Origin of the sequence: Pseudonocardia sp. NPDC049154, assembly GCF_040648315.1 — a bacterium.
GTDB lineage: Bacteria > Actinomycetota > Actinomycetes > Mycobacteriales > Pseudonocardiaceae > Pseudonocardia.
In genome coordinates this window covers 1-22,071 of the sequence record NZ_JBEZDN010000104.1, presented here as the reverse complement: position 1 = coordinate 22,071, position 22,071 = coordinate 1, and the positions used below count along the sequence as shown (strand labels likewise).

Sequence of the window (22,071 nt, the reverse complement as noted above, 5' to 3'; positions counted from 1 at the left end):
CCGCCCGCGGTGCGGGCGGGCGGCCGGTGCCGGCCCGGAACGTCAGGTCGAGCTGTGCAGACGGACGACGCCCACCGTGACGTCCTCCAGACCGCCGCGGTCGAAGTCCCGACGCAGCTGGTCGGCCTTCACCGTCGCGGTCAGCCCGTCGAACGGCCCGTGCGCGTCCACCTCCCCGGTCTGCGGGTCGACGGCGAGCACCACGTACCCGTCGCACTGGGTGAGCTTCTCGGCGGCAGCCACCAGGGTCTGCTCGTCCGAAGTCGTGTTCTCCGGCACCGGATCACCTCCTAGTCACCTAGTACAGCGTCGGCGGCGGCTCCGGCGTGACAGTGTTCGTGCCATACCACCCGTTCGGGTCAGATAAATGGCACCTGTGGTCACGGCCGGTGCGGAGGTCGGTGCGATTCGCGCACGATCCAGTTGATCACTGGTGTCACCTCCGGATGCCGGGCACGCCGGGTGACCGAGATCGGCGCCGAGAAGTCGATCATGGTGTCTCGTGTGCCCAGGGTGGCCGGGGGACCGGATCGAGGGTCGTCCGCGCGGTGCACACCAGGTCCCGCGGACGGCCGCAGGGCGCGTCCGGACGGGGACGCAGGGTGACGAAACCGCGGTCGTCCCCACCCGGACCGGCGGGTGGTCGAGGGGGGCGGCGTCCCTGCGACGATCACCGGGTGCACGACCCTTCCCGGCTCGACGAGGCCAACACCGGCTACGGCTGCGAGCATCCTGGCACGGGGATCGCCGCCGTCCCGGGAGGCGCGCGGTTGTCGTGGCTGCGGCCCGCGCCGCTGTGGCAGTCCCGCAACGACCGGCTCGTCCGGCTCCTCGGCGACCCCACGGACGACATGCGCCGGGAGTGGCTGCGCCGGCTCGACGCGCGGCGCGGGCCCGACCCCGGCCGGCTCGTCGACCGGTTCGCGGGGCGGGACTCGATCGCGGTCGCGCTGCTCGGCGACCCGGGCGAGGGCGACGCGTCGCAGTACTGCGTGGTGCCCGTGCTGCAGCGGGTGGCCGGGGACACCGACCTCGCGGTCGTCGTCTCGGACGTGATCTACCCGGCCGGCGGGCTGCGCGGGTACGCGGCCAAGCTCGCCCGCCCGTACGCCGACCACCCGGGCCCGATCTACGGCCTGCCCGGCAACCACGACTGGTACGACGGCCTCACCGGCTTCATGAGCTGGTTCTGCGGCACCCCTCCGGAGGAGGCGGCGCCCGCGGCCACCGGCACGGGGTGGAAGGCGTTCCTGCGTGGGCTGCTGTGGCGCCGCGGGCCGCGCGGTCGGACCGCCGACCTCGAGGCGGCGCGGGCGTGGCGGCCGGCCGCGGCGCAGCGCGCGCTCCAGCCGGGGCCGTACTGCGCGATCGACGCCGGCCCGGTCCGGCTCGTGCTGATCGACACCGGGATCCGCGGGGGCCTCGACCGGGAGCAGGGGGAGTGGCTGCGGGACACCCTCTTCGCCGCCGGCCGGCCGACGATCGTGCTCACCGGGAAGCCCCTGATCACCTACGCCGAGCACCGCCCCTGCCCGATCGAGGGCGGCGGCACCGTGGCGGACCTGGTGCGCGACCCGCGTGCGTCCGTCGTCGCGGTGGTCGGCGGCGACGACCACAACTACCAGCGCTACCCGGTCCGGCTCGCCGACGGCCGCGAGATCCTGCACCTCGTCGCGGGCGGCAGCGGGGCCTACCTCTCCGCCACGCACCCCATCCCGAACGTCGACGTGCTGGCGCCGGAGTGCACGGAGGAGGAGTTCCGCTGCTACCCGCTGCGCGGGGACTCGCTCGCGCACTTCAGCCGCCGCTACGACGCGTTGCGCCGGTTCGGGACCGGCACCGCCGTCGTCTCGCCGGCCGACGCGACCACGATCATGGCCGAGCGGATCGGGATCGCGCCGCCGCGGACGGGCACCCCGCCGGCGGAGATCTCGCCGCGGGCGCGGCGGGCCGCCGACCGGGTGCTGGGCGGGCCGAAGGGGCGGTCGGAGAACTGGACCTCCGTGCTCTACGACACCGACCGTCCGCCGATGCTCAAGAGCTTCCTGCGGCTCGACGCCACGGCGACGGAGATCCGGATCGACTGCTGGGCGGCCACGGGCTGCCTGGAGCACGAGCGCGACCCGGTGCTGGAGGACCGGATCGTCGCCCGGCCCGGTGCGGACGGGCGGTGGACGTGGACGAGCGCCACACCGGGGCGGGCGCGGCCCTGAGGATTCGGCCCTGAGAAATCGGCCCTGAGGATTCGGCCCTGAGAAATCGGCCCTGAGGATTCGGCCCGAGGAATCGGTACAGCTCCCGCTAGGGTCCGGCCCATGGACGTGCGGGTCGTCGACCATCCTCTGGCCAGGGCTCGGCTCACCACGATGCGCGACGCGCGCACGGACAACGCGGCCTTCCGCGCCGCACTGCGCGATCTCACCCTGCTGTTGATCGTCGAGGCGACCCGCGGCTTCGAGGTGGCGGACTTCCCGCTGCACACCCCGGTCGCCCGCACGACCGGTCACCGGCTCGCGAACCCGCCCGTGCTGGTACCGGTGCTCCGCGCCGGTCTGGGCATGGTCGACGCCGCGCAGAACCTGATCCCCGAGGCGCAGATGGGGTTCGTGGGCGTGGCGCGGGACGAGGAGACCCACCGCCCCACCCCGTACATGGAGTCGCTGCCGGCCTCGCTCGTCGGGCGCCCGGTGTTCGTGCTCGACCCCATGCTCGCCACCGGCGGCTCGATGGTGCACACCGTGGAACTGCTCACCGCCAGGGGCGCCGACGACGTCACCGCGGTCTGCGTGCTCGCCGCGCCCGAGGGCGTCCGGACGCTCGGGGCGAGCGGGCTCCCGGTACGGCTGGTCACCGCCGCGATCGACGAGCGGCTCAACGACTCCGCCTTCATCGTCCCCGGCCTCGGCGACGCGGGGGACCGGCAGTTCGGCGCGGTCTGAGCGCGGCCGGGGCCGTCAGGCCCGCCAGCCGTCGACCACCGCGCGCAGGACGACCGGGAAGCCCTTCGCCGGGTCGTCGACCGCGTCCGGGGTGTGCGCGTGCAGCTGGATCGACACCAGCCCGTGCAGCGCCGACCAGAGCCCGAGCGCGACGGTCGGCGGGTGCGCGTCGTCCCGCAGCACCTTGGCGTCGACCGCCCGCTCCACCGCCTCGACGAGCGGGGTGAACGCCGCCTCCTGCAGCTCGCGCGACTCGGCGTCGAGCTGGTCGCGGTCGAACATCGCGTCGTAGAGGTGCGGGTCGTGCAGGGCGTCGGCGCGGTAGGCCTCGCCGAGCGCGACCAGCTGCTCGGCCGGGTCGCCGGTCGGCGGGACCGCCGTGAGCGTCCGGCGCAGCCGCCGGAACGCGTCGTCGACCAGGGACTTCACCAGGCCGGGCTTGCCGCCGAAGAGCGCGTAGACCGCAGTGGTCGACGTCCCGACGTCCGCGGCCAGCGTGCGCAGCGACAGCCCGGTCACGCCGTGTGCGCTCAGCAGCTCCGCCGCACGGGCGCGCAGCCTGTCGCGCAACACGTCGTCGTGGACCTTGGGCCGGGGCACCGGCGGAGGCTACCCCTCCGCCCCGGGGTCCCGCCCGTTCACGTTGCGGTCACGGTCCGGACACGGGTGTGTGACGAAGCCGCGCCGGCCCGGCCGCCGCGGACGAGTAACACCCGGGGCCGTTCGGGAGATCTTCCCGTGGGTCGTGCCGATCGGGGGCGCGCCCGGTCGGGAGGGCGGCATGCGCGGCTGGGTCGGGGGGCTCCGCCGGATTTCCCTGCGGCGGGTTCCGTTGCAGCTCACCGCGTTGCTCGTCGCGGGCCTGGTCGTCGCCGGGATCCCGGCCGACGAGGGCGCGTCCGCGGCCGGGGTGCGCACCGCGGGCGAGGGCGCCGGGCCGAGGTCGACGCTGCGGGTGATGCCGCTGGGCGCGTCGAGCACCGAGGGCGTGGGCAGCCCCGCCACCGCCGGGTACCGGGCGCCGCTGTTCGCCGAGCTGGCCGCGGACGGCATCCGCGTCGACTACGTGGGGTCGCGGCGCAGCGGACCGGCCGGGATGGCCGACCCGGACAACGAGGGCCACTCCGGCTGGACGCTGGAGAAGATGATCCCCCAGGTCGGCGCGTGGGTGGCCGAGGCCGACCCGGACGTCGTCCTGCTGCACATGGGCACCAACGACGTGAACTCCGGGACGAAGGGGGCCGTCGCCGCCCGCCGGCTCGACGCGTTGCTCGACAGGGTCTTCGCCGCCGCGCCGCAGACCCACGTGATCGTCGCGGGGATCTGGGCGCCCCTGCCCACGCGGGTCACCGAGCGGACGGCGCTGGCGCGGCTGACGCCGGACGTCGTCGCCCGGCACCGCGCGCTCGGCCACTCCGTGGAGTTCGTGGACACCTCGTCGCTGCTGTCCGCCGGGGACTTCGTCGACGGCCTGCACGCCAACGCCGGGGGCTACCGCAAGATCGCCGCGATGTGGACCACGGAGGTCGAGGGCTGGCTGGCGCAGCGGCGGGCGGCGCCGGTGCCGCCGGTCTCGGCCGCGGCCGTCACTCGCTGAGCCCCGCGGCCACCGTCGCCCCGAGCTCCCAGCACGCCTCCAGCGCTGCCTTGTCCGGCGGACCCATGACCTCCACCGGCGCGGCGACCTGCTCCCAGCCCATGCCCGAGGCGATCGCGCCGACGGCCTTCACCGCGCCCTCCACGCCCTGGTTGCCGTGCACGTACAGGCCGTACGGGAGCTTGCGGGTGTCGTCGCCGCAGACGTAGTAGACCTGGTCGAAGAAGTGCTTCAGCGCCCCGGACATGTAGCCGATGTTGGCGGGGGTGCCGAGCACCACGCCGTCGGCCTCGAGCAGGTCCGACGCGGTCGCCGCGAGCGCGGCCCGGCGGCGCACCTCCACCCCGGTGATCTCGGGGTCGCTCGCGCCGCGGACCACGGCGTCGAGCAGCTCCTGGGTGGCCGGCGACGGCGTGTGGTGGACGATCAGCAGGACTGCCACGGGCCCGTCCTACCCGATGAGGGTCGTGATCTCCTCCCGGAGCGCGGTCATCCGCGCGTCGGCGCGGGCGCGGGCGGCGTCCAGGTCCTCCGTGGGCGGCTCGACGACCTCCAGGTAGGCCTTGAGCTTCGGCTCGGTTCCGGAGGGGCGCACCACGACCCGCATCCGGTCGCGGCGGAGCCGCAGGACGTCCGGGGCGGGCCGGTCGGCGCTCCAGCCCTCCGGCGGCGCGGCGGCCAGCCGGGCCACCACCGCGTCGCGCTGCTCGGGGGCCATCCGCAGGGAGATCCCGACGGTGCGGTGCACGCCGTGGGTCCGGGAGAGCCCATCGAGGTGATCGAGGAGGGTGCGTCCGGCGGCCTTCAGCCCGGCCGCGAGATCGGCGGCGACCACGGCCGCGCCGATCCCGTCCTTGTCCCGCACCGCCTCCGGGTCGACGCAGTACCCGAGGGCCTCCTCGTAGCCGTAGACGAGGCCGGGCCCCGCGCGGACGATCCACTTGAAGCCGGTCAGCGTCTCCGCGGACGGGGCGCCGTGGGCGGCGGCGACCTTCGCGAGCATCGAGCTCGACACCACGGTGGTCGCGACGAGGCCGGTGCGGCCGCGCAGCAGGTGGTCGCCGAGGAGGACGCCGGTCTCGTCGCCGGTGAGCATCCGCCAGCCGGCGGGCGTCGGGACGCCGAGGGCACAGCGGTCCGCGTCGGGGTCCAGGGCGATCGCGAGGTCGGCGTCCTGCTCCGCGGCCAGCGCGAGCAGGAGGTCGGTCGCCCCGGGCTCCTCCGGGTTGGGGAAGGCGACGGTCGGGAAGTCCGGGTCCGGTGCCGCCTGCTCACCGACGACGTGGACGTCGGTGAACCCGCAGCGCGCCAACGCGTGCACGGCCGTGGCGCCCCCGACGCCGTGCATCGGCGTGAGTGCGATCCGCAGGACGGTGGTCGCAGTGCCGAGCCCGGCAACCCGGTCCAGGTACTCCTCGGTCGGGTCGTCGACGGTCGTCGGGCCGTCGGTCGGGATCGACACGGCGGCGGGCGCGGCGCCGATCGCGGCCTCGATCTCCGCGTCTGCGGGCGCGACGAGCTGGGCGCCGGGTGCGTCGCTCACGCCCTCGCCGAGGTAGACCTTGTAGCCGTTGTCCTGCGGCGGGTTGTGCGAGGCGGTGATCTGCACCCCGGCCGCCGCCCCTCGCTGCTGCACCGCGAACGCGAGCACCGGCGTGGGTGCCGGCCCGGGCAGCACGTGCACCGCGAACCCGGCCGCGGCCAGGACCCCGGCCGTCTCGCGGGCGAACGCCGCCGACCCGTGCCGCGCATCCCGCCCGACGACGACCGTGCGGCCCCGTGCCCCGCGCGCGACCAGCCAGGCGGCGAGGCCCGCGGTGGCGCGCCGGACCACGGCGACGTTCATGCCCGCCGGGCCCGCCCGGACCGGGCCGCGCAGCCCGGCGGTGCCGAAGCGCAGCGGGCCGGACAGGGCGTCGGCCAGGGCGTCGGGAGCGGATCCTGCCGAGCCGACGGTCGTCGTCGCGCCCTCGGTCATGGCGTCGACCAGGAGCGTCTGCAGCGCGGTGCGGCTGGCGGGGTCGGGGTCGTCGGCGATCCAGCGCATCGCCGCGTCCCGCAGCGCGGGGTCCAGACCCATGTCAGGCGCGCGCGACCAGCTCGCGCAGCAGCTCGCCCATCCGGGTCGCCGAGGCGCGACCGGCCTCGAGGACCTCCTCGTGGTCGAGCGGCTGACCGGTCATCCCGGCGGCGAGGTTGGTGACCAGCGACAGCCCGAACACCTCGACGCCCTCGGCGCGTGCGGCGATCGCCTCGAGCACCGTGGACATCCCGACCAGGTCGGCGCCGAGCGTGCGCAGCATCCGGATCTCGGCCGGCGTCTCGAAGTGGGGGCCGGGCAGCCCGGCGTAGACGCCCTCCTCGAGCGACGGGTCGATCTCCCGCGCGAGCTTGCGCAGCCGGACCGAGTAGAGGTCGGTGAGGTCGATGAACCGCGGCCCCACCAGCGGCGACCGGGCCGTGAGGTTGAGGTGGTCGCTGATCAGGACCGGCTGGCCGACGGACATGCCCTCCCGGATCCCGCCCGCCGCGTTCGTCAGCACGATCGTGCGGCACCTCGCGGCCGCGGCCGTCCGGACACCGTGCACCACGGCCTCGACCGGGTGCCCCTCGTAGCCGTGCGTGCGGCCGAGCAGCACCAGGACCCGGCGGTCGCCGACGGTCAGCGAGCGGACCGTGCCGCCGTGCCCCTCGACGGCGGGCGGGACGAACCCGGGCAGCCCGGCCATCGGGACGTCCGAGCCGGTGCCGATCACGTCCGCGGCGGGCCGCCACCCCGAGCCCAGGACCACTGCGACGTCGTGCGAGTCCGCTCCGGTCGCGTTCGCCAGCGCCTGCGCGGCCTCGGTCGCCATGCTCATGCGCGAAGGGTACGGGTGATCACCCGGCGGCCGGTGTCGTGAAGGTTGCGGCGAGCGCGGTGAACAGCGCGGCGGAGCGGTCGCCCGCGCGCTCGGCCGGCACGGTGAGGGACAAGGCCCACAGACCGTCGGCCGCGGGGACGGTGCGCAGGACCGTGGTGCGCTGCTGGGAGCCCTCGGTGGTCGTGTACCGCCGCTCGCGGACGCCGTCGGGGGCGCCGGCGACGGGCTCGGAGGGTGTCACGTCGACGGCGTCGACCCCGAGATGCGCGGCCGTGAGCCCGGCGGTGATCTCGTCCTCGGACCCGGCCCGCCACACGGCCAAGGCCTCGGACCCGTCGGCGGAGACGAAGCGGACGACGGGGTTCGTGTCGCCGTCCCGGTACTGCGCCCAGGTCGAGGGCACCGCGAGGCTCCACCCGGCGGGGTCGCCGTGGGTGGTCGTCGGGCTGCGGTCCGTGGTGACCGTGACCGTCGACGACGGGGACTGCCCGGCGAGCGAGCGGACCACGCTGTAGCCGCCGGCCGCCCCGAGCAGGACGAGCAGCGCCCCGGCGACGGCCAGCGGCAGCGCCCAGCGGGTCGGCATCGAGATCGTGGTGGAGCGGGCGGTGGGTCCGGCCGCCTGGCGAACGGGCGGGCGGGCCGGCGCGTGGGCCCCCGTCGGGGTGGGGAGCGGGCCGGGCGCGGCGGCGAGGCCGCGCGCGGCGGGGTGCGGGCCCTGGTGCGGATCGGCCGCCGGGAGCCGGGTCGAGCCGGCGGGGCCGTAGGTGCCACCCCACGGCTCCGGCGCCTGCACCGGACCCGACGCGGCCACCCGGGGCTCCGGCACCGCCTCCGGGCGGGCGGCGACCGCGGAGTAGGTGGTCGGCGCGTCGGGCGAGCCGGGGTAGAGCGGGTCGTCCGGGTCGTCGAGCAGCGGGCGCAGCCGGCGGCGCACCTCGTCGAGCGGCATCCGCTGGTCGGGGTCCTTGACCATCAGCGCCGCGATGACCTCGGCGACGGGCCCGTGCTCCCGCGGGCGGGGCACCGCGCCGTCGACCACCTCGGTGATGGTGGAGACGGGGTCGCCCTTGACGTCGTAGGGCGGGCGGCCCTCGATCGCGGCGAACAGCGTGGCGCCCAGGCCCCAGAGGTCCGCGGCGGGAGTGACCGCGCCGCCCATCGCGACCTCGGGGGCGATGTAGGCGGGGGAGCCGAGGACGAGCCCGGCGGTGGTCATCGGCGCGTCCGAGGCGTTGCGCGCGATCCCGAAGTCGGTGAGCTTGATGCGCCCGTCGTGGGCGACGAGCACGTTCCCGGGCTTGACGTCCCGGTGCGTGATCCCGGCGCGGTGCGCGGCCCGCAGCGCCGCCGCGGTGGCGTAGCCGACGACGGCGGCCTGGCGCTGGTTCAGCCGGCCCTGCTCGGAGATGATCGTCGCGAGGTTGCGGGAGGGGACCATCTCGAGGACGACGAGCGGCTCGCCGGCCGCGTCGACGACGTCGAACACCGTGATCACGTTCGGGTGCGACAGCCCGCCCAGGGCGCGCGCCTCGCGGAGCATCCGCTCGCGCATCCCGAGCGCCTCCCGCTCCGGGACCCCGCGCGGGACCTTCAGCTCCTTGACGGCCACCCGGCGGCGCAGGACCTCGTCGTACCCCGACCACACCGTGCCCATCGCCCCGCTGCCGAGCTGCGCGGAGAGGCGGTACCGGTCGCCGACGACGCGGCCCGGCTGCTCGTCTTCCTGCGTGGACACACGACCATTGTCGGCGACGCCCCGCACGCGTGTGCGGGCGGGTACGCCTGCGGACGACCCGGACGTGGCCTGGACCAGCACAAACGGGCACGTCACGTGACCGGGTGACGACGCTGTGCAGCACCCTTTCCGTCGCCGAGCGGCAGGGCCGCCCGTTCGTCGCAACCTGCGGCAACCGCTCGTCACGGACGGGCGGGCCGTCCGCAGCAGATCGCCGACCCCTCGGCGCGGATACCCGGTGAACGCCCGGTTTCGGGTTGGTACACCGCTGACCGGGTGAGCACCATGGACCAATGCAGGACAGAGCGAAGAGCCCTCGAGAGGCGGGTCGAACCGGTGATGTCCGGTGACCCTGCTCGAGGCGCACCCCGAGCTCGCGACCAGCGGTGACCAGGTGGTCACCGACATCGGCGCGGGCACCGGCCCGGCCTGGCTGGACCAGTGGCTCTCGGCCCACCGGTCCGACGTCGTCGCCGTCCGCCGGTCGCTGCACTCCGTACCGGAACTCGGTCGTGACGAGCATCGTACGACCGCCCTCGTGGCCCGCCGCCTGATGGCCGCCGGCCTCGAGCCCCGCACCCTGCCCGGCGGCACCGGCCTCGTCTGCGACGTGGGCCGCGGCGACCGCTGCGTGGCCCTGCGTGCGGACCTGGACGCCCTGCCCCTCGGCGAGGAGACCGGCCTGCCGTTCGCCTCCACCGTGCCCAACGTGATGCACGCCTGCGGGCACGACGCGCACACCGCGATGGTGCTCGGCGCCGGTCTGGCACTCGCCTCCGCGCCCTCGCTCCCCGGCCGCGTGCGGCTGGTGTTCCAGCCCGCCGAGGAGGTCCAGCCCGGCGGCGCGATCGACGTCGTGGCCGACGGCGCGATGGACGACGTCGAGCGCATCTTCGCGCTGCACTGCGACCCGCGGCTGGAGGTCGGCCGGCTCGGCACCCGGGTCGGGCCGATCACGTCGGCGTGCGACGTCGTCGAGATCCGGCTGACCTCGCCCGGCGGGCACACCGCCCGCCCCCACCTGACCGGCGACCTCGTCGAGGCGCTCGGGCTGCTGATCACCCAGCTCCCGCTGCTGCTCACCCGCCAGGTCGACCCGCGCTCGGGCACCGTCCTGGTCTGGGGCGCGGTGCAGGCCGGGGAGGCCGCCAACGCGATCCCGCAGGCCGGCGTGCTGCGCGGCACGCTGCGCACCGCCGACCACGCCACCTGGACCGAGCTGGAGGACAAGTTCCGGGCGCTGGCCGCGGCTGTCCTCGCGCCGCTCGGCGTCGGGTACGTGATCGACCACATCCGCGGGGTGCCGCCGGTGGTCAACGAGGCCGCGAGCTCCGGCATGCTGCGCGACGCCGCGATCCTCACCGGCGGGCCCGACGCCGCCGCCGACACCGAGCAGTCCAGCGGCGGCGAGGACTTCGCGTGGTACCTGGAGAAGGTGCCGGGCGCGATGGCGCGGCTGGGGGTGTGGCCGGGGGTGGGTCCGATGAAGGACATCCACCAGCCCACCTTCGACCTCGACGAACGCGCCCTCCCCTTCGGAGTCCGCGTGCTGGTGAACAGCGCCCTGCAAGCCCTGGCGTAACCCCGCGAGTCGGGAGTTCTGGCAGCGCGAGTCGGGAGTCAGGGCCGCTGTCGGTGTCTGCGCGGCTGCAGGGTACCGATCTTCCGGTTGAGAGTGAGCCCGCGCGCACGAAATGCTGCGTCGAGTTCGCGCTCGACCCGGCTGAGGTCGCGCATGTCGGCGGCCCGGACGCGGACGACGATGAAACCGCGGCGCTCCAGCTCGGCCTGTCGCGCGGCGTCCTCGTCCTCGCGCCCGAGGTGGGCCACGTGACCGTCGTACTCGACTGCGATGCGGTACTCGGGCCAGGCATGGTCGAGGAGGAACAGCACTGCACCCCTCGCGTCGTGCACGGGCAGGTTGACCTGCGGGACCGGGAAACCCAGGTCGACGAGCCTGAACAGCATCCGGCTCTCCGCCGGTGAGAACGCGAGCCCGGTGGCCAGATCCAGCAGTTGCGCCGCCCTGCGTCGCCCGCGGGGGTCGCTGCGGTTCGTGATCCGCTCGCCGATGCGCTGCCGGAAAGCCTCTCGTTCTGCGGGGACGACCGCGGCCAACGCCTGGTCGAGCACCGCAAGCGCGTCCTGAGGCCGGTCGCGGCACAGCAAGTCGGCCAGCACCCGATCAAGAGCGAGCACGGCGAGCCCGTCGATCTCGACCGCGTCGTCGGAGAGGTGGAGGCCGTTGTGGGCCACGAGGCCGGGACGTGCGCGCAGCCAATGTCCGTACGGCACGGTGAGGTGGACCGGGAGCGGGTCGACGGCGGTGCAGCCGTGTAACCAGGTCGCCGTCCAGCCGCTTATCACGGCCGCGGGCCCGGCGAACGAACAGGCCGCAGCGGCGACGGTGAGAGGATCGGTCGTGCGCGTTCCGGGGACGAGTACACCGCGCCACTGCGCATGGAGCTCGCCCGATCTCAGGGCGCCGCGCATCGCGGAATCGCCCATCTGACGTCGGACGTCCGACTTGCGGCGCGCGCCATGGGTCCCGGACTCGGAGGTGGTCATGGTCAAACCGTGCCGCCGCCGCGGGCTGATCAGCGGACGAGCATCGAGGCTGTGGACAGATCCACCGGGGTGTGGATGGGGAGGACCGTCCGAGCGCACGCAGATGACCACAGCTCGCGACTCGCGCTGTCGGAACTCGCGACTCGCGCTGCCAGAACTCGCGACTCGCGCTGCCAGAAGTCCCGACTCGCGGGACCGGACGGAAGCTACACGCTCTTCTGGCTGGGGCGGTTGCGGAGTTCGGTGACGTAGTCGTCCGGGGCGCCGGCGGCTTCCGCGGCGTCGGCGATCACGCCGAGGTAGCGGGCGCTGGGGAGGCCGCCCTCGTAGGCGTTGAGCACGTAGATCCAGGCGAGCACGCTGCCCTCGAGGGTCTGTACCCGCAGCCGGAGCTTCTTGTGCAGCCCGAGCTCGCCACCCTCCCAGCGATCGAGCTGGGCGGCGTCGTGGTCCGGGACGTCGTAGAGCACCACGAACACCTGCGACGTCGGGTCCTCCACGACGGTGGAGAGCGCGCCCTCCCAGGCGTAGTCCTCGCCGCCGAAGGTCAGGCGCCAGCCCATCAGCCACCCGGTGCCCGCCATCGGCGAGTGCGGGGCGCGCTCCTTCATCTGGCCCGGATCCATGTTCGACCCGTAGGCGGCGTACAGCGGCACGGGGACAGGGTAACGGCGCCCGCCTTGTCCGGGTCCTTCGGGACCGCTCGGCGGACACGCGTACGGTATGAACGGGCGCCGGGCGGCGTCCGCACCGGTCGGATCGATCCAGGACCGGCCGTCGGATCTGCTGTCTCGCGGAGGGGCGTGCGTACGGTGACCCGCATCGTGATCATGGGCGGTGGCCCCGCCGGGTACGAGGCGGCGCTGGTCGCGGCCCAGCACGGCAGCGACGTGACCGTCGTCGAGAAGGACGGCATGGGCGGCGCCTGCGTGCTGCATGACTGCGTCCCGTCCAAGACCTTCATCTCCTCCGCCGCGGTCCGCGTGGACCTCCACCGCGCCGAGGACCTGGGCGTGCTCCTCGACCGCAACACCGCCGGCGTCGACCTGCCCAAGGTCAACGGCCGGGTGAAGGGCCTGGCGCTGGCCCAGTCGGCCGACATCCGGGCCCGCGTGGAGAGCGAGGGCGTCCGGATCGTCCACGGCACCGCCTCGTTCCTCGACGAGACGAGCGGCCGCCAGCCGCACACCGTCGAGGTCCGGCACGGGGACGGGACCGTCGAGAAGCTGGCGGCCGACACCGTCCTGATCGCGACGGGCGCGACCCCGCGCGTGCTCGACTCGGCGCGGCCGGACGGCGAGCGCATCCTCACCTGGCGCCAGCTCTACGACCTCCCCGCGCTGCCGGAACACCTGATCGTGGTCGGCTCCGGCGTCACGGGGGCCGAGTTCGTCTCCGCCTACGTGGAGCTCGGCTGCAAGGTCACCCTGATCTCCAGCCGGGACCGCGTCCTCCCCAGCGAGGACGCCGACGCCGCGGCCGTCCTCGAGGACGTCTTCGCCGAGCGCGGGGTCGACATCCTCCCCAAGGCGCGCGCCGAGTCCGTGGTGCGCGAGGGCGACGGCGTGGTCGTCACCCTCACCGACGGCCAGGTCGTGCGCGGTTCGCACGCGCTGATGACCGTCGGGTCGGTCCCCAACACCCGCGACATCGGCCTGGAGAAGATCGGCATCGAGACCGACCGCGGCGGGTTCATCCCGGTCGACCGCGTCTCGCGCACCTCGGTCCCCGGCATCTATGCCGCCGGCGACTGCACGGGCCTGCTCATGCTGGCGTCGGTCGGCTCGATGCAGGGCCGCATCGCGATGTGGCACGCCCTCGGCGAGGGCGTCGCGCCGATCCGCCTGCGCACCGTCGCGTCGAACGTCTTCACCCGCCCCGAGATCGCGACCGTCGGCATCAGCCAGCGCGCGATCGACGCCGGCGAGGTCCCGGCCCGCACCGTGATGCTCCCGCTGGCCACCAACCCGCGGGCGAAGATGCGCGGGCTGCGCCGCGGCTTCGTCAAGCTGTTCTGCCGCCCGGCGACGGGCGTGGTGATCGGCGGCGTGGTCGTGGCCCCGGTGGCGAGCGAGCTCGTGCTGCCGATCGCGATGGCGGTGCAGAACGGGCTGGGTGTCGACGACCTCGCCCACACCTTCTCCGTCTACCCCTCGCTGTCCGGCTCGATCACCGAGGCCGGCCGGCAGCTGATGCAGCACAGCGACCTGGACTAAGGGGCGAATCGGGGTCATCCCCGATCCCGCCGTCTGGCGCGCAGCGGACCGTGGAGCCATGACCACTCCCGTCCCCACCCGCGTGCCGGTCCTGCCGGTGGTCGCGGCCGGGGTCGCCGGGCAGCTCGCCGACGACCTCCTGTTCGTGTTCCTGCCCTCCTTCCCGGGCGCCGCGGCGATCCTGGCGATCGTGCTGACGGCCGGCGCCGCGCGGCTGGTCACGGCGAAGCTGCACGGCGCCGCCGTGCCGCGCGCCGGGCTCGCCGTCGGTGCGGTCTCCGCGGGCGTCGGGCTGCTGCTGAGCGGCCTCGGGCTCGTCTCGATCATCGTGGCCGGGCTGACCGTGCTCGCCGGCGTGGGTGGCGCGATCCTGGGCCGCCCGGAGGTCCGCCCGCACCGCGACTGAGGCACCCTGCACGACGGCGCCCCCGGCGGACGGTGTCCACCGGGGGCGCCGGGTCGGCTCAGCCCGCCGCGGCGAGGCCGGGGCCGGGCGCCGTGCGGCACGACGCGAGGACGCACGCCTCGGCCGCCCGCGCGGACCGGATCGGGGACGACGCGGCGGAGAGGCTCCCCGCGAACGGCCACTCACCGGCGAAGCGCTGCAGGTACCAGTAGACGAACAGGTAGTCCTGCGTGTGGGGCTCCGCGACGAACACCGCGCGGCCGGGCAGCCGCTCGACCCAGCGGGCGTAGGCGATCGTCGCGAGGGCCGGGGGACGCGCGGCCCGCCGGGTGGCGAGCCAGTCCACGGCCCGGGTGCGCCAGTCCTGCAGCGACGCCGGGTGCAGGGTGGCGCCGGGCAGCTCCCGCAGGTTCGCGGTGAACGTCCCGGTCGGGACCCCGTCGGCGCGGTGTGCCGCCGAGGTCAGGGTGAGCAGGGAGTGCGGGCCCGGGATGGGCCCGTCGGTGTGGATGTGGGTCGTGACGAACACGGTCGTCGGGTCGGACGGGGTGTCGGGGGGCATGACGGATCCTGGTTCTCGAGTGGTTGTCGAGGACGTGCCCGCGACGAGGTGGCCTCGTGACGGGCGGATCCGCGGCGCGGTCCTGGCCGCGTGGCGGAGGGACCGGGCCCCGTGGGGTGATCACACGGGTGCGTGTCGGGCGCTGTGTACTTGTGCAGCACAGGCGCGCCGAACACGGTCGAACCTGGCGCTGTGGAGTCAACCCGACGCCGAGGGTGACGTCAATCCATGATCAGCAGATCCGGCGCACCGGACCGCGCCGCGAGCCGGACGGCGGCCGGGCCGGAGCCGCCGCACCGGATCCGCTCCAGGCCGAGCCCGCCGGCCGCGAAGCGCAGCACGGCGCCCAGCGCGGTGGTGGTCATGCCCCGGCCGCGGGCTCGCTCCAGCGCCCAGCAGGTGATCTCCGGGATGTCGGCGTCCAGCCCGGTCAGCGCGATCTCCCCGAGCATCTCGCCGGTCGTCGGCTCGGCGACCGCCCACGAGCACCCCGTGTCCGACGACCACTGGGCGGCCCGGAGCCGGACGTGCGCGAGTGCGTCGGGCACGCCGGCCTCGGTGAGGGAGGGGACGTCGGTGACCCGGTCGTCGGCGCGCAGCGCGCGGAGGTACCAGGTCCCGGCGTTGATCTCGACGGGGTCCATCGGTGCAGCTCGGACGGCGTCGTGAGTGCCGAGTGCCGCTCCAGGGGCACTCGGCACTCACGGGGTCAGTCCTTGATCTCGCAGACGACCGTGCCCTGCGAGATGGAGGAGCCGGTCTCGGCGGACAGCCCGGTGACGGTGCCGTCCTTGTGCGCGGTGACCGGGTTCTCCATCTTCATGGCCTCGAGGACCACGATCAGGTCGCCGGCCGAGACGGTGTCGCCGTCCGAGACCGCGACCTTGATGATCGTGCCCTGCATCGGTGCGGTGACGGCGTCCCCGGAGGCCTTGGCCCCGCCGCCGCCCCCGCCGCGCTTGCGCGGCTTGGCCTTGGCGGCCGCACCGCCGCCACCGCCGCCGCCGAACGAGATGTCGCCCGGCAGCGAGACCTCGACGCGCTTGCCGCCGACCTCGACGACGACGTTCTGCCGCGGCGCGGCCTCCTCGTCGGCCTCGCTCGCGCCGGTGAAGGGCTCGACCGTGTTGTCCCACTCGGTCTCGATCCAGCGGGTGTGGACGGTGAAGTCCTCCTCGCGGTCGGCCGCGAAGGCCGGGTCGGACACCACGAGCCGGTGGAAGTCCAGCACGGTGGCCATGCCGCCGACCTGGAACTCCGCCAGAGCGCGGCGGGAGCGCTCGAGCGCCTGGTTCCGGTCCGAGCCGGACACGATCAGCTTGGCCAGCAGCGAGTCGAACTGGCCGCCGACGACCGACCCGGCCTCCACCCCGGCGTCGACGCGCACGCCCGGGCCGGCCGGGTAGGCGATCGTCTCCACGGTGCCGGGGGCGGGCAGGAAGTTGCGGCCCGCGTCCTCGCCGTTGATCCGGAACTCGATCGAGTGCCCGCGGGGCTCCGGGTCGTCGAGGAGGTTGAGCTCCTTGCCCTCGGCGATGCGGAACTGCTCGCGCACCAGGTCCAGCCCGGAGGTCTCCTCGGACACCGGGTGCTCGACCTGCAGCCGGGTGTTGACCTCCAGGAAGGTGATCAGCCCGTCCTGCCCGATGAGGAACTCGACGGTGCCGGCGCCGTAGTAGCCGGCCTCCTTCACGATCGCCTTGGAGGCGTCGTAGAGGGTCTTGCGCTGCTCCTCGGTGAGGAACGGCGCGGGGGCCTCCTCGACCAGCTTCTGGAACCGGCGCTGCAGCGAGCAGTCGCGGGTGCCGACGACGATGACGTTGCCGTGGGTGTCGGCCAGCACCTGGGTCTCGACGTGCCGCGGCTTGTCCAGGTAGCGCTCGACGAAGCACTCGCCGCGACCGAAGGCGGCGGTGGCCTCGCGGACCGCCGACTCGTACAGCTCGGCGATCTCCTTCTCCTCGCGCGCGACCTTCATGCCGCGTCCGCCGCCGCCGAACGCCGCCTTGATCGCGACGGGCAGCCCGTGCTCCTTGGTGAACTCGATCACCTCGTCCGCGCCCGAGACCGGGTCGGCGGTGCCGGGGACGAGCGGGGCGCCGGCGCGCATCGCGATGTGTCGGGCGGTGACCTTGTCGCCGAGGTCGCGGATGGACTCCGGCGACGGGCCGATCCAGGTGATGCCGGCGTCGATCACGGCCTGGGCGAAGTCCGCGTTCTCCGACAGGAAGCCGTAGCCGGGGTGGATCGCGTCCGCCTCCGCCTGCTTCGCGGCCCCGATGACCTTGTCGAAGTCGAGGTAGGACTCGGCGGCGGTGGTGCCGCCCAGGGCGTAGGCCTCGTCGGCCAGGCGCACGAACAGCGCGTCCCGGTCCGGGTCGGCGTAGACCGCGACACTGGCAAGGCCCGCGTCCCGTGCGGCCCGGATCACCCGTACGGCGATCTCCCCCCGGTTGGCGACGAGAACTTTGCGCAGTTCAGGCACGTTCGGTCTCCTCGTGACTCGCGGCCGACCCCCGTTGCGTCGGCGCGTTGGTTACCGCGGAGTCTAGGAGTTCACCCAGCGAACACCGAACGCGAGCGGATGTGGCATCCGTCATCGAACGGTCACGGCTGACCGTCTCTCCGCGCCGGGACCTTCCCCGCGACGAGCGCGCCGAAACGTGGATCAGCGGCGGAGGAGCCTCGTGACCTGCGTGATCAGCCGGCGACGGGGCGGCCGGACGCCGTCGTAGCGGTAGGCGCGTTCCCGGGCGGCGAGCTCGCGGACCGCGCCCTCGGTCAGCCGATCCGCCGATCGGGCGGCCAGGGCGACGTCCCAGCCGTCCCGCACCGCTCCTGCGACCGGACGCCCGACGAGCCCCGCGCAGGCGAACGCGGTCCACTCGGCACCGAGGCCGGCCGCGAGCAACGGCCACGCCGCGGCCGCCTGCCCGGACCGCTTGCTCAGCAACGCCTGCCGGGTCGCGGCGAGCCGGTCGGCGGCGAAGCCGGGCGGATCCGGGGCGCCGTCGACGAGGGCGGCGACGAGGGCCGCCTGCCGGGCGGCGAGATCACCGGCGCCCGTCGGTCCGGCCTCGCCGGCCATGCCGTGACCGGCTCCTCCGACGCCCGCGGGACCGGCTCCGCCGGCGCTCACGGGACCGGCTCCAGCCGCGCCGACGCCGCGATCGCCGCCAGCTCCCCGCGCAGTTCCGCGGCGGGCGGGTAACGGCCGTCCCGTTCCAGCATCACCGCCGGGGCAGCGCCGCGCTCGCGCACCTCCTCGAGCAGCGTGAGCACGGCCGAGGGAACAGGATCGAGGTGCGTGTCGTGGTAGAGCCCGTCGTGGACGGCCCCACCGGCGACGTGCACGTACACCACCCGATCGAGCGGCATCCGGTCGAGGACGGCCGACGGGTCCTGCCCGCGGTTGCGGGCGTTGGCGTGGACGTTGGCGACGTCGAGCAGCAGCAGCGCGCCGGTGCGGTCGAGCAGCTCGGTGAGGAAGTCGCCCTCGGCGTACTCGTCGTCCGGCCAGTCGAACAGCGCCGCGATCGGCTCCAGCGCGAGGGGAACCTCCAGCTCGGCCTGCGTGCGACGGACACCCTCGACCAGCACGGCGAGCGCCTCACGTGTGCGCGGCACCGGCAGCAGGTGCCCGGCCTCGCGCCCGCCCGCCCGGACGAACGCGACGTGCTCGCTCACCAGCGGCGCGTCGAGCGCCCGGGCGCAGGCGGCCAGGTGGGCGACCCGGCCCGGGTCGACGCCCCGGGCGTCCCCCAGGCCGAGCCGCACCCCGTGCGGGACCACCGGGATCCCGCGGTCCCGCAGGTCCGTCACCCCTCGAGACGGACCTGCGGGCGGACGGTCGGGGCGCCGGAGGTCGAGCGACTCCGCGATCACCTCGCAGAACCCGAGACCGGGCACCCCCACGACGACCCCGGCGATCTCGGGCCGCCAGCCGACACCGAGGCCGGTCACGGGCCCGGGCGCACGGAGCACACCCGGCGGGCGGTCAGCCGCCGCAGCCACCGCCGCCCCCACCACCGCCGCAGCCTCCGCCTCCACCGCCGCAGCTGCTGCCACCGCCCCCGCCGTCGCCCCCGCCACCGAAGGTCCAGCTGCTGCTGCCGGAGTCCGAATAGCCACCGCTCCAGCCGCCGGTCGCGGCCGCGGCCTTCTGTGCGGCCAGCTCGTCGGCGAAGGCGGGGTCGGACGCCCACAGAGCGCCCATCCCGAAGACCCCGACGCCGAGCGCCGCGGCTCCCGCACCGTGCGCCACCCAGTCCGGCCTCATGCTCGGCGACAGGTCGGAGTGCTTGTCGCGCAGGAACTCCAGGGCGCGCTGTCCGGCCACCGTGCGTTGCGGCACGCGGACCAGCTGCACCAGCCCGATCACCGCGACGACGACGGTCGCGGCCACGAGGAAGCCGATCGGCCGGGCGTCGGCCACCCCGGCGATGATCCGGACCAGCCCGAACACGGCGACTGCGAGCATCCAGCCGCCGATCCGGCGGATGCGGTCGCGCTGGGCCTCGGACAGCAGGAGCTGCTCGGCGACCAGCCGCTCCCGGATCCGGTCGAGCGCCGCGGCAACCGAGCCGTGGTACCGCAGCCGGTGCTGCGGGGTCGGCGAGGTGGCCGTCGCGTGGATCGCCCGCTCGAGCTCGGTGGCCCGGGTCTCGGGCCGGCCGACGGCCTGGACCACGCCGCGCCCGGCGGTCGCGATCGTGCCGGTCAGGTGCATCGCGCTCAGCGCGGACCAGACGGCCAGCTCCGGACCGCCGTGCAGGTACGCCACGTCCTGGGGCCGGCCGGAGAGCGGCCCGGCCCGGTCCGCGGCGGTGGTGCGCCCGGCTCCGGCGCCGGCGATCCGCCGCCGCGCCCGCATCGCCGCGACGAGCACCACCGCGGCGAGGAGCAGGTAGAGGAACAGGAAGGTGGGGCCATCGATGCCCCAGGTATCTCCCGGTGCTGCGAGTACCGCCATCACGACCACCCCCCCGGTCGGTCGTCCTGTGGGACACCGACAGCATGGAGGTGGCGCAGGCCACTGCGGAACGTTCTTGACGAAGGCTTAGGGTTCGCGGTCGCCCGGCGGCGAAACCCTCGCCCCGGCGCCGCTCAGCCGGCGACCGCGGCCCGCACCTGCTTCTTGATCCGCGCCAGCATCGCCGCCATGCCGCGGATCCGCAGCGGGCTCACGGCCTGGGTGAGACCCAGCGCCGTGTAGAAGTCGTCCGGCACCGCGAGCACGTCGCTCGCCGGCTCGCCGTCCAGCCCGGTGTGCATGATCCCGGCGAAGCCCCGGGTGGTCGGGGCCTCGGGCGGGGCGGAGAAGAAGAGGTGCACGCGCCGGTCCGCGTCCTCGTCGACCTCGACGGCCAGGAACAGCGGCGACTGGCACTCGTGCACCTGCTCCATCGACCCCGCCGCGTCGGCGTACCGGTCGGGGAGATCGGGGAGCTCCTGGCTGAGCTCGAGGAGGAGCTGGAGGCGGTCCTTCGGACCGACCGCCTCGAAGTCCTCGACGAGCTCCGCCAGGGCGGGAGGAAGGCTCATGACGACCCCTGCACAGCGCCCTTTTCCGTGCCCTGCACGATCGGGACCCGCACCGAGTTGCCCCACTCGGTCCAGCTGCCGTCGTAGTTGCGGACGCCCTCGAACCCGAGCAGGTAGGACAGCACGAACCAGGTATGGCTGGACCGCTCGCCGATGCGGCAGTAGGCGATCGTCGGCGAGTCCTTGGCCAGGCCCTGCTCGTCCTCGTAGATCTCCGAGAGCTCCGTGCGGGACTTGAACGTGCCGTCCTCGTTGGCCGCGCGCGCCCACGGCACGCTCGACGCGCCGGGGATGTGGCCGCCCCGGACGGCGCCCTCCTGCGGGTAGTCCGGCATGTGCAGCAGCTCGCCGGAGTACTCGCCCGGGGACCGGACGTCGACGAGCTGGCCGCCGAGGTGGCCCAGCACGTCCTCCTTGAAGGCGCGGATCGCGATGTCGTCCCGCTCCACGATCGGGTACTCGACCGGGGTCGGCTTCGGCTGCTCGGTGGTCATCTCGCGGCCCTCGGCGGCCCACTTCGCGCGGCCGCCGTCGAGGATCCGGACGTCCTCGTGGCCGAACAGCCGGAACACCCAGAGCGCGTAGGTGGCCCACCAGTTGTTGCGGTCGCCGTAGAACACGACGGTGCTCTCCCGCGCGATGCCGCGCTCGCCGCACAGCTGCGCGAAGGCCTCGGGGTCGACGTAGTCCCGCGTGACCGGGTGGTTCAGCTCGGTGTGCCAGTCCACCTTCACCGCGCCCGGGATGTGGCCGGTGTCGTAGAGCAGCACGTCCTCGTCCGACTCGACGACGACGAGGTCCGGGTCACCGAGGTGCTCGGCCAGCCAGGCGGTGGTGACGAGCCGCTCCGGGTGCGCGTACTCGGCGAACTTCGGGTCCGGGTCAGTGGGAGCCATGGGCGCGAGGGTAGTCCCGGCGACCGCCGCTCCGCCGCCGGTCGTCAGTCCTCCGGGGGAGTTGTCCACAGGTCCGTCGGGGAGATCCCCAACGCCCCCAGCAGCCGCCGCACCAGCGGCAGGCTGATCCCGATGACGTTGGACGGATCGCCGTCGATGCCGTCGACGAACCAGCCGCCGAGCCCGTCGAGCGTGAACGCACCGGCGACGACGAGCGGCTCGCCGGTCGCCAGGTAGGCCTCCAGCTCGGCGTCGGTCGGCGTGCCGAACCGGACGGTCGTGGTCGCGTGCCCCTCGGCGACCCGCTCGATCTCGCCGTCGACGACGTGCAGCACCGCGTGCCCGGTGACGAGCTCGCCGGTCCGCCCGGCCATCGCCTTCCAGCGGGTGCGCGCGGTGTCGACGTCGTGCGGCTTGCCGACCAGCTCCCCGTCGATGAGCAGCATCGAGTCGCAGCCGACGACGACGGCCTCGTCGGCCGTCCCGTCCAGCGTGCGGGCGACGGTGGTGGCCTTCGCGCCGGCCAGCCGGGTCACCTTCTCCGCCGGCGGCGCGTCCGGGATCGCGGTGAGCACCGCGTCCTCGTCGACGTCGGAGACCCGGACGAGGGGATCGAGGCCGGCCGCGCGCAGGACGGACAGCCGGGCGGGGGACGCGGACGCGAGGACCAGACGCACGCCGTGACTGTACGAACCGCGCCTCCGGCGCCTGTGCGCGGTAAGTGGTGCTGGAGCACCACTT

Annotated in this window: 23 protein-coding genes; 6 read left to right on the top strand and 17 right to left on the bottom strand. The window is 74.6% G+C overall.

Annotated elements, in window-relative coordinates:
- Window positions 1-42: 42 nt before the first annotated feature.
- Window positions 43-279 (bottom strand): hypothetical protein, encoded by a 237-nt coding sequence (locus AB0B41_RS33045; RefSeq protein WP_037046372.1) that lies wholly within the window; start codon window positions 277-279, stop codon window positions 43-45.
- Between the two features lie 398 nt (window positions 280-677).
- Here AB0B41_RS33045 and AB0B41_RS33040 point away from each other — a divergent pair, with 398 nt between their 5' ends.
- Both AB0B41_RS33040 and upp read left to right on the top strand, forming a co-directional pair.
- Window positions 678-2,213, top strand: coding sequence for a hypothetical protein (locus tag AB0B41_RS33040; protein ID WP_358210351.1), 1,536 nt, complete (start codon window positions 678-680; stop codon window positions 2,211-2,213).
- A gap of 102 nt (window positions 2,214-2,315) precedes the next feature.
- Window positions 2,316-2,939 (top strand): uracil phosphoribosyltransferase, encoded by a 624-nt coding sequence (gene upp, locus AB0B41_RS33035; RefSeq protein WP_358210349.1) that lies wholly within the window; start codon window positions 2,316-2,318, stop codon window positions 2,937-2,939.
- Window positions 2,940-2,954: 15 nt separating this feature from the next.
- On the opposite strand, the gene AB0B41_RS33030 is transcribed toward upp, so the two are convergent.
- Window positions 2,955-3,539: a TetR-like C-terminal domain-containing protein gene (locus AB0B41_RS33030; protein ID WP_358210347.1), complete on the bottom strand. Its 585-nt coding sequence runs from the start codon at window positions 3,537-3,539 to the stop codon at window positions 2,955-2,957.
- A gap of 181 nt (window positions 3,540-3,720) precedes the next feature.
- On the opposite strand from AB0B41_RS33030, the gene AB0B41_RS33025 reads away from it, so the two are divergent.
- Window positions 3,721-4,536: an SGNH/GDSL hydrolase family protein gene (locus AB0B41_RS33025; RefSeq protein ID WP_358210345.1), complete on the top strand. Its 816-nt coding sequence runs from the start codon at window positions 3,721-3,723 to the stop codon at window positions 4,534-4,536.
- Here the strand turns inward: AB0B41_RS33025 and AB0B41_RS33020 are convergent.
- Genes AB0B41_RS33020 through AB0B41_RS33005 form a run of 4 tightly spaced genes read right to left on the bottom strand, consistent with a single transcriptional unit; the run spans window position 4,526 to window position 9,138 of the window.
- On the bottom strand, window positions 4,526-4,978 hold the full coding sequence (locus AB0B41_RS33020) for an NAD(P)H-dependent oxidoreductase (protein ID WP_037046380.1): 453 nt from the start codon (window positions 4,976-4,978) through the stop codon (window positions 4,526-4,528). The two genes, AB0B41_RS33025 and AB0B41_RS33020, sit on opposite strands and share 11 nt — an antisense overlap.
- A gap of 9 nt (window positions 4,979-4,987) precedes the next feature.
- Window positions 4,988-6,616, bottom strand: a complete 1,629-nt coding sequence (locus tag AB0B41_RS33015) for a phospho-sugar mutase (protein WP_358210343.1) — start codon at window positions 6,614-6,616, stop codon at window positions 4,988-4,990.
- A gap of 1 nt (window position 6,617) precedes the next feature.
- On the bottom strand, window positions 6,618-7,397 hold the full coding sequence (locus AB0B41_RS33010) for a purine-nucleoside phosphorylase (protein WP_358210341.1): 780 nt from the start codon (window positions 7,395-7,397) through the stop codon (window positions 6,618-6,620).
- Between the two features lie 19 nt (window positions 7,398-7,416).
- Entirely contained in the window at window positions 7,417-9,138 is a 1,722-nt protein-coding gene (locus tag AB0B41_RS33005; RefSeq protein WP_358210339.1) for a protein kinase, read from the bottom strand.
- A gap of 346 nt (window positions 9,139-9,484) precedes the next feature.
- Between AB0B41_RS33005 and AB0B41_RS33000 the strand changes: the two genes are divergently transcribed.
- Window positions 9,485-10,720 carry an amidohydrolase gene (locus AB0B41_RS33000; RefSeq protein WP_358210337.1) on the top strand — a complete coding sequence of 412 codons (1,236 nt, stop codon included), beginning with the start codon at window positions 9,485-9,487 and terminating at the stop codon, window positions 10,718-10,720.
- A 38-nt stretch (window positions 10,721-10,758) separates the two neighbouring features.
- Here the strand turns inward: AB0B41_RS33000 and AB0B41_RS32995 are convergent, their stop codons facing one another.
- Both AB0B41_RS32995 and AB0B41_RS32990 read right to left on the bottom strand, forming a co-directional pair.
- Window positions 10,759-11,706 carry a DUF559 domain-containing protein gene (locus AB0B41_RS32995; protein WP_358210335.1) on the bottom strand — a complete coding sequence of 316 codons (948 nt, stop codon included), beginning with the start codon at window positions 11,704-11,706 and terminating at the stop codon, window positions 10,759-10,761.
- A 206-nt stretch (window positions 11,707-11,912) separates the two neighbouring features.
- A complete protein-coding gene (locus AB0B41_RS32990; RefSeq protein WP_037046394.1) occupies window positions 11,913-12,362 on the bottom strand; it encodes a gamma-glutamylcyclotransferase in 450 nt (149 codons plus the stop codon).
- 156 nt (window positions 12,363-12,518) lie between these two features.
- Between AB0B41_RS32990 and AB0B41_RS32985 the strand changes: the two genes are divergently transcribed.
- Both AB0B41_RS32985 and AB0B41_RS32980 read left to right on the top strand, forming a co-directional pair.
- Window positions 12,519-13,922 (top strand): NAD(P)H-quinone dehydrogenase, encoded by a 1,404-nt coding sequence (locus AB0B41_RS32985; RefSeq protein WP_358210361.1) that lies wholly within the window; start codon window positions 12,519-12,521, stop codon window positions 13,920-13,922.
- A 58-nt stretch (window positions 13,923-13,980) separates the two neighbouring features.
- Window positions 13,981-14,328 carry a hypothetical protein gene (locus tag AB0B41_RS32980; protein ID WP_037046400.1) on the top strand — a complete coding sequence of 116 codons (348 nt, stop codon included), beginning with the start codon at window positions 13,981-13,983 and terminating at the stop codon, window positions 14,326-14,328.
- A 58-nt stretch (window positions 14,329-14,386) separates the two neighbouring features.
- On the opposite strand, the gene AB0B41_RS32975 is transcribed toward AB0B41_RS32980, so the two are convergent.
- From AB0B41_RS32975 to AB0B41_RS32935, 9 genes are all read right to left on the bottom strand, one after another.
- The gene (locus AB0B41_RS32975; RefSeq protein ID WP_358210332.1) at window positions 14,387-14,890 is read right to left on the bottom strand and encodes a hypothetical protein; all 504 of its coding nucleotides are present in this window, start codon (window positions 14,888-14,890) and stop codon (window positions 14,387-14,389) included.
- A gap of 221 nt (window positions 14,891-15,111) precedes the next feature.
- Window positions 15,112-15,534 carry a GNAT family N-acetyltransferase gene (locus AB0B41_RS32970; RefSeq protein ID WP_358210330.1) on the bottom strand — a complete coding sequence of 141 codons (423 nt, stop codon included), beginning with the start codon at window positions 15,532-15,534 and terminating at the stop codon, window positions 15,112-15,114.
- A gap of 65 nt (window positions 15,535-15,599) precedes the next feature.
- On the bottom strand, window positions 15,600-17,375 hold the full coding sequence (locus tag AB0B41_RS32965) for an acetyl/propionyl/methylcrotonyl-CoA carboxylase subunit alpha (protein ID WP_358210328.1): 1,776 nt from the start codon (window positions 17,373-17,375) through the stop codon (window positions 15,600-15,602).
- Window positions 17,376-17,558: 183 nt separating this feature from the next.
- Window positions 17,559-17,978, bottom strand: coding sequence for a hypothetical protein (locus tag AB0B41_RS32960; RefSeq protein WP_358210326.1), 420 nt, complete (start codon window positions 17,976-17,978; stop codon window positions 17,559-17,561).
- A 47-nt stretch (window positions 17,979-18,025) separates the two neighbouring features.
- Complete coding sequence (locus tag AB0B41_RS32955; RefSeq protein ID WP_358210324.1) at window positions 18,026-18,853, bottom strand: DUF692 domain-containing protein; 828 nt, start codon at window positions 18,851-18,853, stop codon at window positions 18,026-18,028.
- A gap of 34 nt (window positions 18,854-18,887) precedes the next feature.
- Window positions 18,888-19,862 (bottom strand): TIGR04222 domain-containing membrane protein, encoded by a 975-nt coding sequence (locus AB0B41_RS32950; protein ID WP_358210322.1) that lies wholly within the window; start codon window positions 19,860-19,862, stop codon window positions 18,888-18,890.
- A 134-nt stretch (window positions 19,863-19,996) separates the two neighbouring features.
- Entirely contained in the window at window positions 19,997-20,434 is a 438-nt protein-coding gene (locus AB0B41_RS32945) for a SufE family protein (protein WP_358210320.1), read from the bottom strand.
- On the bottom strand, window positions 20,431-21,330 hold the full coding sequence (locus tag AB0B41_RS32940; protein ID WP_358210318.1) for a sulfurtransferase: 900 nt from the start codon (window positions 21,328-21,330) through the stop codon (window positions 20,431-20,433). Before AB0B41_RS32940 ends, AB0B41_RS32945 begins: the two co-directional genes overlap by 4 nt.
- Window positions 21,331-21,374: 44 nt before the next feature.
- Window positions 21,375-22,007: a Maf family protein gene (locus tag AB0B41_RS32935; protein ID WP_358210317.1), complete on the bottom strand. Its 633-nt coding sequence runs from the start codon at window positions 22,005-22,007 to the stop codon at window positions 21,375-21,377.
- Between the last annotated feature and the right edge of the window lie 64 nt (window positions 22,008-22,071).